The sequence below is a fragment of the Brevibacillus sp. AG genome (assembly GCF_028369215.1).
Lineage (GTDB): Bacteria > Bacillota > Bacilli > Brevibacillales > Brevibacillaceae > Brevibacillus > Brevibacillus porteri.
In genome coordinates, this window is record NZ_JAQMYO010000001.1 from 418213 (window position 1) to 429933 (window position 11721).

General features: G+C 49.9%; 10 protein-coding genes and 1 riboswitch. All 10 genes read right to left on the minus strand.

Translation table 11 applies throughout. From position 1 onward, the window contains the following. Positions 1 to 188: 188 nt before the first annotated feature. The 10 genes from POF51_RS01860 to POF51_RS01905 all read right to left on the minus strand — a co-directional run bounded on the left by POF51_RS01860 (position 189) and on the right by POF51_RS01905 (position 11604). On the minus strand, positions 189 to 1451 hold the full coding sequence (locus POF51_RS01860; protein ID WP_271753518.1) for an aminopeptidase P family protein: 1263 nt from the start codon (positions 1449 to 1451) through the stop codon (positions 189 to 191). 212 nt (positions 1452 to 1663) lie between these two features. Further along, positions 1664 to 3295: a peptide ABC transporter substrate-binding protein gene (locus POF51_RS01865; protein ID WP_069845012.1), complete on the minus strand. Its 1632-nt coding sequence runs from the start codon at positions 3293 to 3295 to the stop codon at positions 1664 to 1666. A 27-nt stretch (positions 3296 to 3322) separates the two neighbouring features. Beyond that, entirely contained in the window at positions 3323 to 4279 is a 957-nt protein-coding gene (locus POF51_RS01870) for an ABC transporter ATP-binding protein (protein ID WP_069845013.1), read from the minus strand. Beyond that, on the minus strand, positions 4272 to 5294 hold the full coding sequence (locus tag POF51_RS01875) for an ABC transporter ATP-binding protein (protein ID WP_069845014.1): 1023 nt from the start codon (positions 5292 to 5294) through the stop codon (positions 4272 to 4274). Before POF51_RS01875 ends, POF51_RS01870 begins: the two co-directional genes overlap by 8 nt. Before the next feature lie 13 nt (positions 5295 to 5307). Next, a complete protein-coding gene (locus tag POF51_RS01880; protein WP_069845015.1) occupies positions 5308 to 6255 on the minus strand; it encodes an ABC transporter permease in 948 nt (315 codons plus the stop codon). A gap of 4 nt (positions 6256 to 6259) precedes the next feature. Further along, on the minus strand, positions 6260 to 7192 hold the full coding sequence (locus POF51_RS01885; protein ID WP_083261520.1) for an ABC transporter permease: 933 nt from the start codon (positions 7190 to 7192) through the stop codon (positions 6260 to 6262). 109 nt (positions 7193 to 7301) lie between these two features. Then, a riboswitch (SAM riboswitch) is annotated at positions 7302 to 7406 on the minus strand. Between the two features lie 120 nt (positions 7407 to 7526). Further along, on the minus strand, positions 7527 to 8318 hold the full coding sequence (locus POF51_RS01890) for a sulfite exporter TauE/SafE family protein (protein WP_069845016.1): 792 nt from the start codon (positions 8316 to 8318) through the stop codon (positions 7527 to 7529). A 31-nt stretch (positions 8319 to 8349) separates the two neighbouring features. Further along, a complete protein-coding gene (locus tag POF51_RS01895) occupies positions 8350 to 9768 on the minus strand; it encodes an MBL fold metallo-hydrolase (protein WP_069845017.1) in 1419 nt (472 codons plus the stop codon). 26 nt (positions 9769 to 9794) lie between these two features. Further along, a complete protein-coding gene (locus POF51_RS01900) occupies positions 9795 to 10370 on the minus strand; it encodes a DUF1641 domain-containing protein (RefSeq protein ID WP_069845018.1) in 576 nt (191 codons plus the stop codon). A gap of 34 nt (positions 10371 to 10404) precedes the next feature. Further along, positions 10405 to 11604 (minus strand): FAD/NAD(P)-binding oxidoreductase, encoded by a 1200-nt coding sequence (locus tag POF51_RS01905; protein WP_069845472.1) that lies wholly within the window; start codon positions 11602 to 11604, stop codon positions 10405 to 10407. Positions 11605 to 11721 lie beyond the last annotated feature (117 nt).

Consider the following 11721-nt stretch of genomic DNA (forward strand, 5'->3'; position numbering starts at 1 on the left):
ATCGTTTTTGTAAGAGGATGTTCACATGCAAATAACCATAATAGAGATTGCTATGGTTATTTGCATGTGAGCGTGTGCGGCTGCACAGATTCTTGGGATTGTGGGGAGTACCTTAAATTGGAAACTATGAGAGTTTGGAATTGAAGCTAGTGACCGTAATGGATGAACTCATTTGCTCCAAGCGTTCCCTATTCCTTTTTCCCGATCAACAATTCCACTTCTTCGATTTCCTTCGGGATCTGCGATGAGAGCACCTCGCAGCCGTCTTCTGTTACTAACACATTATCTTCAATCCGAATGCCAATCGCTTCTTCCTCTATGTACAGACCTGGTTCAATCGTGATCACCATACCAGGTTGCAAAGCAACATTGTAATCCGGGATATCGTGCGTATCCAGGCCAAGGTGATGAGACACGGGATGATAATAGTATTTGGACAGCTCACTGCTCTCTTGGATGAGACCGAGACGTAGCAGGCCATCTGTCAAGACATGTTTCGTGACATCATTTAGTTGTGGAAGTGTGACACCAGGCTTCACTGCTTCGATGGTCTTGATTTCTGCTTCGAGCACGAGTTGATAGATCGCTTTCTGACGCTCTGTAAAGCGACCGTTCACGGGAAACGTTCGCGAAATATCAGCCGCATAGTAGTTCGATGTTGCACCGAGGTCGAGGAGGACCAAGTCACCATCTTCCGAACGCTGATTATTTGCTTCATAGTGCAAGATAGTAGCATTGATCCCACTAGCAATAATGGGTAAATAAGGAAGCTCGCGAACACCATGCGATTTCAACGCGAAATCATAGTGCGCCTCTAGCTCATATTCCATGATTCCAGGACGTGCATGCAACCACATGCGTCGGATTGCTTCATCTGTGATCGCAATCGCCCGTCTAATTTCTTCGATCTCAGCCGGGCTCTTCACCTTGCGCAGTTCTTTCAGCCATGGGCCCGCATCGTGAATCTGCAGGTTCCGGTATTTCTTCTGCGCGTCTTCGGCAAAAGTCTCTGCAGGGGTCACCTCATCGCTCCACAGATAGCGATACAAGTCAAGATAGAGGGAGTACTTGCCTTCGCAGCGCCTCATAAAGGTTCCAAATGACTCTAGCCACTCATCGAGATAGTCGAAGTGTTCGATACCAGACTGCTCCTTCGCCTCTTGATCCGATAAAACTGCCCCTGTCCATTTCGCTTCCAGTTCATTTGGGCGCTGAAGAAATAACGTTTCGGTCACGATGCCAGCGCGTTTCGTGATCATGAGAATGAGGTTACTGCGCGCAATGCCAGTTAGATAATAGAAGTTGCGGTTCGGGGTAAACGGATATTTATCGTCATGGCTGCGTGTCTTGACAACCCCTGAAAATAGTACAAGCGCGCTGTGATCAGGCATGTTTTCTGCGAGTTTTTGACGGCGATTGATGAACTCTTTTGAATCCATGGTTATTGTCATTTGTTTTATACCCCTTCGCCTTAGAGTTCAGTATAGTCTGATAATTATCTGCCGATTTCACTTTTGATAGCTCGTCATATCTCCTCCGTTCTTCTATATTTTAGGATACTTTCATCATTTGGGAAACGACTTTCGTAATAAAGCTATTATTGAGTCCATAAAACAAGGAGCAGTTGCATTAGGCAAGCTGCTCCTTGTTTTAGTAGATTACGTTACTCTGCGACTCTTTTCGCCCAGCGCAGGTCCGGTGTCCCGGTTACACTAAAGCGGATGCCTTCGATCTTTTTGCTGTTGAGGTAGTTTTCGTTATTGAAATAAACCGGGATGACGGGCATGTCCTGCATCAAAATGGTTTCAGCGTCGTGCAAAAGCTTCATGCGTACTTCCTCGTTTTGTTCGACCTTCGCTTTTTCGATCAGCTCGTCAAACTTCGGATTGGCCCAGTTGGTGAAGTTGCGGGAGCTTTTTCCTGTGTACAGCTCCAGCATCGCGAGCGGATCTAGGTAATCGCCGCCCCAACCCATACGGGCCATCTGGAAGTTTTTCTGCTTGAACGTATCGATGTACGTCTTCCACTCCTGATTTTCCAGCTTCACTTGGACGCCCATGTTTTGTTTGAACATTTCTTGCAGCGCTTCGGCGATCTTCTTGTGGTTTTCCGCGGTGCTGTATCTCAGTGTAATTGGAGGAAGCTCTGTCCAGCCTTCTTCCTTCAAGCCTTCAGCTAGAAGTTGCTTCGCCTTGGCTGGATCAAACTGATAGTAAGGTGCCACTTCTTCTCGGAAGTCCTTGCCCGAAGGAGTTTTCACCCCGAATGGCGTATAACCGTACGCCGGGAGCTGGCCTCCCTTGGTCACGTTTTTCGTCAGGATATCCCGGTCGATCGCGTAGGAAAAGGCCTGACGAATTTTTGCATTAGTAAACGGCTTTTCCTCTACGTTGAACGTGTACGTATAAATGCTGTAGTCCGGGAATGATTTGTACTCTTCTTTTTCTTTTTCCTGCTCAATCACGTCGATCGGCAGCGAGTCAATCAGATCAAGCGCTCCTGTTTTGAACATCTGGTAGTAGGTGGTTGCTTCGTTTACCATCTTGAAGTGGACGGTGTCCATCGTTACTTTTTCTTTCTCCCAATAGCTCTGGCTTTTGGCGATTGTCAGCTGACTGTTGTGGTCCCAGCTCTCTACGGTGTACGGGCCATTGGTCACGATGCCTTTCGCTTCGGCCGCCCAGTTTTTGTCTGGATCCACGACTTTCTTGTTCACCGGCAGATAGGCGCGACTCATCATGATTTTCGGGAAATAGGTGATCGGGTCTTTCAGTCCGACGATGAGTGTTCGGTCATCCTTTGCCTTGATCTGAACGTCATCCACGCTGCCTTTGCCTGTGTTGTATGCCTCCGCGCCTTGTATGTAGTAGAGTGCGGATGGTTCATAGGCGGCGGTCTGTGGATTCAGCACGCGCTTCCAGGAGTATTCGTAGTCATGTGCCGTTAACGGATCGCCGTTCGACCATTTCATTTCGGGGCGCAGGGTAAACGTGTAGGTTTTTCCGTCCGGGGAGACGTCCACCTTTTCTGCTGCGCCTTCGCTGATGTCTCCATTTTCGCTGTAACGGTACAATCCTTCATACAGATGGTCTATCACCCAGTACGAAGTGGTATCGGAAGCGAATGCCGGGTCTAATGTGTACGGTTCGCCCCGCAGGTTAGTGGTAATGACTTGTTTGACGGCTGCTCCCGTCTGTTGTTCGGAAGACGCAACCTGTTTATTGCTGCCGCACGCAGAAAGCGCAGGCACAGCGAGCACCAGCAATGCGGCAATAGCGAGTAATCCCTTTTTCATTATGATTTCCTCCTTGTTCTCCTCTATCTACTGTACAAGATGGCAAGCGATCCAGTGTCCGTGCCTCACCTCCTTCCAGACCGGCGCTGTTTCGGCACAAACACCTTGTGCAACCGGACATCTGGTGCGAAACGGGCAACCACTTGGCGGATGAATGGGGCTGGGCGGTTCTCCCGTCAGTACTATCTGCTCCCGCTCGGCGCGCTGGGCTGGATGGGAAACCGGCATAGCCGAGATCAAGGCCTGCGTGTACGGATGTAGCGGTATGGCAAACAACTGCTCGCTCGGTGCAAGCTCCATCATCTGTCCCAAGTACATCACGCCGATCCGGTCGCTGATGTGCTTCACCATCGACAGGTCATGGGCGATAAACAGATAGGTGATAGACCGCTCTGCCTGAAGATCGGCTAAAAGATTGACGATTTGCGCTTGGATGGACACATCCAGTGCAGAAATGGACTCATCTGCCACGATAAAACTCGGCTCCACCGCAAGCGCGCGGGCGATGCCGATACGCTGCCGCTGTCCGCCGCTGAATTCATGCGGAAAGCGTTTTGCGTGGCTTGGGTGCAATCCTACTAGCTCCAGCAGCCGATAGACGCGTTCTTCTCGCTCTTTTCCTTTTGCCAATCCATAGGAGTCGATTCCTTCTGCGATAATGTCGCCCACTCGTAAACGCGGATTGAGTGAGGCTTGCGGATCTTGGAAGATCAGCTGCATGTGGCGGTTTGCTTCCCGTCGCTCACGTCTATCCATCCTGGCGATGTCTTTGCCTTGAAACAGGATGCGCCCCGCACTAGCTGGGTACAGGCCCACGATAGTCCTGCCCAGCGTAGACTTGCCGCAGCCGCTTTCCCCAACGATTCCGAGCGTCTCCCCTCGTCTGATTTCAAAAGAGACTCGATCAACAGCTCTTACCTGTTGTCCCCCGCCAATCTCAAACGATTTAGCGAGATTCTCCACCCCAACAATGTTGTCAATCATGTGTCTCCCTCCCTGCCATCATCCACGCTTCTGTTCTCATGGCACGCGGGTCGTTCAGCCAGCAGCTTGCCTCATGCTGATTGAAAAACGAATTCGCTTGCGGCATATGCTCCAGGCAAATTTCCATGGCAGACCGGCAACGGGCAGCGAACGGGCAACCGGCAGGCGGACGAAACAGATCCGGCGGTGTCCCTTCGATGGGGATCAGCCGCTCTTTTTTACCTGCATCGAGACGTGGCACAGACTGCAATAGCCCTTGTGTGTAGGGATGGCGTGGATTGTCAAAGATCTCTCCCACCGGGCCGCTTTCCACCACTACGCCTGCGTACATTACCGCTACATGGTCGGCCACCTCTGCGACGACGCCCAGATCATGGGTGATCAAAATGATCGACGTGTTCAATTGTTCCTGCAACTCTTTCATCAGACGAAGGATCTGTGCCTGAATGGTCACGTCGAGCGCCGTCGTCGGTTCGTCGGCGATAACCAACTGCGGTTGGCAGGCCAGCGCCATGGCGATTCCGACACGCTGCCGCATGCCTCCGCTTAGCTCGTGAGGATACTGCTCAAATCGCCTCGCCGCCTCCGGAATGCCTACCCTTGCAAGCAGTTTCAGCGTCTCTTCCTTTGCTTCTGTCTTCGTCTGCTTTCGATGTTTGATCAGGCCTTCCGCAATCTGCTGGCCGATTTTCATCGTTGGATTCAGCGAGGTCATCGGGTCCTGAAAGATCATACCGATCTGCGACCCGCGAACCTGCTGCCATTCCAGCTTCGTCAGCCCAGTCAGTTCACGCCCGCGAAACCGAATGCTACCGCCTTTTACCTGACCGGATCGCGGAGGTATCATTCCCAGCAATGCCCGGGCGGTCACACTTTTTCCGCAGCCGCTTTCTCCGACAATTGCCAATGTCTCCCCCTCCTTCACAGAAAAGGAAACCCCTCTTACCGCCTGCACCTCTCCACCGTACGTGCGAAAGGAGACGCGCAACTGATCTACTTCCAACAATGGCTTCACGATGTACTCCTCCTCATTTCCTGATCCGCGGGTCCAGTGCGTCCTGCAAACCGTCCCCGAGCGCGTTGCACGCGAACATGGTAAGGGAAATCATAAATCCCGGAAAAAACAGCCGCCACCACTGTCCGCTCAGCATAACCGCCAGCGCGTCGTTGGCCATGGTTCCCCAGCTGGCGGTTGGTGCCTGCACTCCCAGCCCAAGAAAACTGAGAAACGATTCTGCGAAAATCGCATGTGGTATCGTAAAGGTCAAGTTCACGATGATGACTCCGATCGTATTCGGCAACAGATGTTTAATGATGATTTTGGCATGAGAGGTACCCAGCTTTTCTGCAGCCAGCACAAACTCCTGACGCTTGATCTGCATGATTTGTCCCCTGACCAGACGGGCCATGCCGACCCAGCCGGTTAGTGAAAGGGCAATAATGATCGTTGCGAGTCCAGGCTCCAGAACCACCATCAGCAGGATTACCACCAGGAGATACGGAATGCTGTACAGAATTTCAGCCAATCGCATCAGGATGTTGTCCACACGGTCGCCCAGCTTGTTCCTCCCTGCCATATAACCGGATATCCCGCCGATGCATACACCGATCACTAGGTCGATAGCAGCTGCCGCCACACCAATAAATAAAGAGATTTGACCGCCTACCCAGGTACGTGCCCACATGTCCCGACCCAAGTCATCCGTTCCAAACCAGTGCTCGCCCGACAGTGGCAGATTTCCCTTCGTTAATGACTGTTCATGCGAGCTGTGGGGAACGAGCATCGGACCGATAATCGAGAGGGTCACCACTGCCAAGAGAAGGAAGAACCCGAGCATTGCCAGCTTGTTACGGAATACTCGCTGCAATACCTCCTGCCAATACCCAAGACTGGGACGTTCCCGAACTTCCTCGGATAGCCGGGTTCGGTCTACTGGTCGAAACAGCGAATCCAGTTGAGTTGCCTGATTGGCCATAACGCTACTTCCCTCCACTCGTCAATCTGATGCGCGGGTCAATCACCCGATACAGCAGGTCGATGATGTACAAAGTAAAAATGAGGACAAAGCTGTAAAATACTGTGGTGCCCAAAATAACAGGGTAATCGCGGTTAAAAATACTTTCCACGAAGTATTTGCCGAGCCCGGGAATGGCAAAAATCTTTTCCACCACAAAGGTTCCGGTCATCAGGTTGGCAAACAGCGGACCGATAAAGGTAAGAACCGGCAATATGGCATTGCGCATCCCGTGTCTAACGACAATGGAAAAGGTGCCAAGCCCTTTCGCCTCCGCTGTGCTTATGTATTCCTGTTGCCAAACCTCAAGCATGCTGGCTCGTACGAAACGAGCGATAATGGCGAGCGGACCGATAGCGAGCGCAAGCGTTGGAAGAATTGAGTGTTCCCAGCTCCCCCACGCAGCAACGGGAAACAGCTCCCATTTGACCGCCAAGTACTTGATCAACAGTGGCGCCAGAATAAAACTGGGGACGGAGATCCCGATGATGGCTGCAAACATAGACAAGAAATCCAGCGTTCGATTGTGATAGAGTGCCGCTACGATTCCCAGTGTGATTCCACCTGCTAGCGCGACAATAAACGACTGGAGTCCCAGAACAGCCGATGCGGGAAATCCTTCTGCAATCAGCGTGTTCACATCCCTCGTCTTGGACTGGATAGAGGGCCCCAAGTCAAATTGCAGCAATCCTTTTAGATAGAGCAGGTACTGTACCGTGATTGGCTGATCCAGGTTGTACTCCGCCCGCATGTTCTTTACCACTTCTTCTGGAAGCATTTTGGCGTCAGACGCGAACGGGTCACCCGGAATCAGGTGCATGGTCACAAACGTCACCGTGACAATGATCCACAGCGTAACGATCATGAGAAGGCCACGCTTGACCGCATAATGAAGCACGTTGTTTCCTCCTTCACACAACACATAGTAAAAAGATATGAATACTAAGGATTATAAATATAGAAAACCCCTCTCCGAAAAGAAGAGGGGCGATTGCACGGTTCCCACCTTCTCATCTCGCAGAATAACTCCGCAGGAATTAGCACCGTAAGGTCAATAAGACCAAGGTTGCCGGGTTTCATCGGGCCAGCCCCTCCACCACTCTCGATAAGAATGTTCTATGAAATTTAATTTCATCGTAAAATTCTTTTTTATCTTATCACTTTACTCGGATATGTCAATGCTGTTCAATGACAATTGATTTTTCTTTATAATTTATGGAAAAAGTAAATCTTCACACACGTGTGGATATAAGGATGTCAGCCCAAATCTTAATTGTGGTAGCTAGGATCAACAAGGCAAGAATGGTCTGGAGAATCCGGGTGCCCAAACGTTTGCTGACCTTCGTACCGAGTGGCGCTGCCATGATGCTGGCGATTACCATGATCACGGATGGCCACAGCAATATGTCCCCCGCCATCCATTTCCCTATCGTCGAACCGATGGAAGAAAGAAAAGTGATGGCAAGAGATGAAGCAATCGTAACTCTTGTCGGAATCTTGAGGATGGTCAACATGATGGGAACCAAAATAAAAGCGCCAGCTGCCCCGACAATTCCGGAGGCGCCTCCGACAATCAAAGAGGATAATACGGCTGTTGGTTTATGAAAGATAACCTCGGTCTGTTCACGTCCGTCCATCCGCTTTTTTGGCAGAAACATCAAGATTACAGCAATGGTGGCCAAGATGGCGTAAACGATATTGATAGCATCTGCCGAAAGAAATTTTCCTCCATACCCTCCAAGCAAACTCCCTACAATAATGGCACTTCCCATATACACAACGAGCTGGTAATGAATAAGCTTATCTTTGCGCAGAGTCCAAACAGCAGCTAGGGTGGCAAAAAATACTTGGACTGCACTTATTCCGGATACTTCGTGAGCCGTGTAAGCAACGAATCCAAGGGCGGGCGGAATGTACAGAAGCATCGGATACTTGATGATGGAGCCCCCGATTCCGACGAGACCAGAGATAAATGATCCCGCGAAACCGATAACAAACAGTGTGATCACAAGGTCGATAGTCATACGCTCACCCTTTGCAATACCTCGCTTCGTTTTATCCTCGTTCTACGATTGCCAAGCCGTCTATTTGCCATTTCAAGATTCCGCCGCTCAAATTCATGACATCCTTGAATCCGTTTGCTTTTAGAATGCTTGCGCCAATAGCGGATCGGGCACCGGAACGGCACTGTACGAGAAGCGGCTTATCGAGAGGAATCTCATCCAGCCGCTTGGCGAGCGTACCGAGCATGATGTGCTGTGCATCCGGAATGTGCCCTTCCTTCCACTCAGCCAGATTCCGTACATCTACTACGTGTACTTCTCCCTTTTCCACCCGTTCTGCAATCTCCAACGGTGTTACCTCTTCGATTGTCTCGAGTGAAGACATTTCCCTTTCCATTAACTTGCCACTGTCGATAAAGCCTGTGACATAATCAATCCCTACGGAATGCAAGGCTTGCAAAATCCCGTCCCTATCATCTGGGGTGGCCAGGATGTGAACCGGGCGATCGTAATCGACAATCCAGCCCGCCCAGTTGGCAAATGACTTGTTAAAAGGAATGTGAAGTGTTCCCGCCAGATGCCCCTTCGCAAATTTCTGAAAAGGACGCGTATCAATAATCTGTCCGTTTTCCAGCGATTCCTTTACCTGTTCAAACGAGTTGAACTCTTGAACAACAGGGAGTTCCTTAAGCAAGGCAGGGCCTTCCTTATTCACGCGTTTCATCACTGCAAAATACGTTGGTGGCTCTGGTTGTCCATCCAGGAGTACCTTGACGAATTCCTCTTCACTGGCGTGTGACAGCGCCCAGTTGAACAGCTTTTCATAACCAACGGTAGAAGACGGCACGGCCCCCAGTGCTTTGCCGCAAGCACTTCCTGCGCCATGAGCTGGCCATACCTGCATATAATCCGGCAGTTGCTTGAATTTTTGGAGGGACTGGAACATGGCTCTTGCACCTGACTCGGACGTACCCTCCATTCCCGCTGCTTTTTCGAGCAAGTCCGGTCTTCCGATATCGCCGACAAAGACGAAATCTCCCGTGAAGATTCCGATTGGGCGATCTGCATTCCCCCCGAGGTCTGTCAAAAGGAAGGAGATACTTTCGGGTGTATGACCAGGGGTATGCATGACTTCAAATAGCAAGTTCCCGATAAAAAAGCGATCTCCATCGTGTACAAGTTGATGATTCAAACCATCCAAGTATTGATACTTCCAATCTTCATCGCCCTCATTGGATAAAAACAGCTTCGCCTGATAAGCTGCGCCCAGTTCCCTGGCACCAGAAACAAAATCAGCGTGAATGTGGGTTTCGGTGGCGGCTACAATGGAAACCCCCTCTGCTTTTGCGACTTGAAAATAAGGAGCCAGATTGCGGGCGGGATCGATCACAATCGCCTCTCCAGTTTTTTGGCAGCCGATCAGATAAGATGCATGGGACAGTTTTTCATCATAAAAGTAACGTAACAACATCGTGCATTCCTCCTTTTACACCTCTATTATTTGTTTGATTTTTCCGCGAGTACTTCGAGCAGCGATTGGGTAAAGCGAAGTGTCTTTTGGACGGTGGGATCCTTCATGAGCTTGTAAAGCGTGAACACGGAAACGGGTTCGCTATTATGTTCGGCTCTTCCTTTTGCTTCTTGGAAGACAGCTATTCCATGCTCCACTTTCGCGGACACAGGAGCCATGTACGTTTTCATACCGTTGAGCAAATATTGCTGCGATTGCTTATCCTTTCCGAGACTTTCCAAAAAATCAGCAGCTTGTTCGAGAACGCTGACATACTTAACGAGCTTTGGCATCTTATCAAGCAAAGTAAACAGGGCGTCTATCGATTCTTTTTCCACAAAGAAACGGGACAGTTGACCATCTACTCGCTCGAACAAATACCGTAGTGATTCCTGATCGCGCAAGATCGATGTGGCTACTTCAAGTCCCTTTTCGGCTGCCAGGATCGTATCTTTTATCTTCGGGAGCTTTCGGATCAATATAGTGATCGCTTCCTGAACTTCTGGATCAGATAAATCCTCTAAAAACATGTCAGAGCTTCTCTGTTCCTTCCTGTCATTCAAAATGTTGCTCTCCCCCTCTCTTTCAAAGACTGCCTTACATCAATCCTTTTAGCATGCCATTCCAATAAAGGATGGGAAGCAGCTCTCTTTTCATCAGGTACATACTGAATCTCTCTTCAGATTGGTCAAAAGGAAAGGTTTCACACGGCATTAGGTTGTAATCAAATTCAGCCAGCACCAGTTTGTTGTACCCCGTTACGAGTGGGCAGGATGTATAACCGTCGTACTTGGCAGTCAATGGATTACCATTGATCAGTGCGAGCAGGTTTTTCTCGACGACTGGCGCCTGTTTGCGAATAGCAGCTCCGGTTTTAGACGTGGGAAGATTCGCGCAATCGCCTATGCCGAAAATAGTAGGGAATCTTTTGTGCGCAAGCGTAAATGGATCGACATCGACCCAGCCTCCTGCGTCTGCCAATGCGCTGTTTGCAATGAAATCAGGTGCTTTCATGGGAGGGGTCACATGAAGCATGTCATACTTCCATACGTGCTGCTCTTTGGTGTCCAGATTCTCGAATACGGCTTCTTTGGTATCCGCCCGCACTTCCATTAGGTTATGCTTGTATCTGGTTTCGATGTTCTTGCTACGAATGACGTCATTGAGGGTATTTGCATACGTGGGAACGTCAAAAATACTTCCCTTCGCCGATGCAAAAATGATCTCTGAGTGGTTGCGAACATGTAACTTGCGAAAGTAATCATCGGCCAGATACATGATTTTCTGAGGGGCTCCGCCGCACTTTACGGGTGAGTTCGGGTGCGTAAAAATGGCAGTGCCGCCTTTAAAACTCCGGATAGCTTCCCATGTACTTTCTACTGTTTGGTAAGCGTAGTTGCTGCAAACACCATTCTTGCCTACGGCATCTTTCAGGCCCTTTACCCCCTCCCAATCTATTTGCAGACCAGCAGCTACAACGAGATAGTCATAGGAGAGGATGGTTCCCTGTTTCGTATGAAGCGTGTGTTGTTCCGGTTGAAACATGGTGACCGCATCGCAAATCCAGTCGACGCCTGCGGGAATCAGAGAGGAAAGTTCACGCTCGGATTCCTCCTTTTTCGCGGCACCCCCTCCGACTAATGTCCACAATGGCTGATAATAATGCTTGGACGCGGGGTCGATGATAGCGACTTGTCCCTTGAGCCTTTTGGAAGCCCGGACAATACGAGCAGCAACAGAGATACCGGCTGAGCCTGCTCCCACGATGACAACCGCATAATGAACTTGTTTTGCCATAGTTCCTCCTTCGACGACGATATCGTTTTCAATCGTACGATGATGGTTCATGAGGTGTAGTCTCTCTATTCAGTTTATTCCTCTGCCATTTTTTCCATATAGGGGAAGTCCCCTACT

Bases quoted from the DNA above. Each gene is read 5' to 3' on its own strand.
- POF51_RS01890 (WP_069845016.1), bottom strand. From the start codon at position 8,318: ATGACTATCGACCTTGTGATCACACTGTTTGTTATCGGTTTCGCGGGA.
- POF51_RS01880 (WP_069845015.1), bottom strand. From the start codon at position 6,255: ATGGCCAATCAGGCAACTCAACTGGATTCGCTGTTTCGACCAGTAGAC.
- POF51_RS01905 (WP_069845472.1), bottom strand. From the start codon at position 11,604: ATGGCAAAACAAGTTCATTATGCGGTTGTCATCGTGGGAGCAGGCTCA.
- POF51_RS01860 (WP_271753518.1), bottom strand. From the start codon at position 1,451: ATGACAATAACCATGGATTCAAAAGAGTTCATCAATCGCCGTCAAAAA.
- POF51_RS01895 (WP_069845017.1), bottom strand. From the start codon at position 9,768: ATGTTGTTACGTTACTTTTATGATGAAAAACTGTCCCATGCATCTTAT.
- POF51_RS01865 (WP_069845012.1), bottom strand. From the start codon at position 3,295: ATGAAAAAGGGATTACTCGCTATTGCCGCATTGCTGGTGCTCGCTGTG.
- POF51_RS01870 (WP_069845013.1), bottom strand. From the start codon at position 4,279: ATGATTGACAACATTGTTGGGGTGGAGAATCTCGCTAAATCGTTTGAG.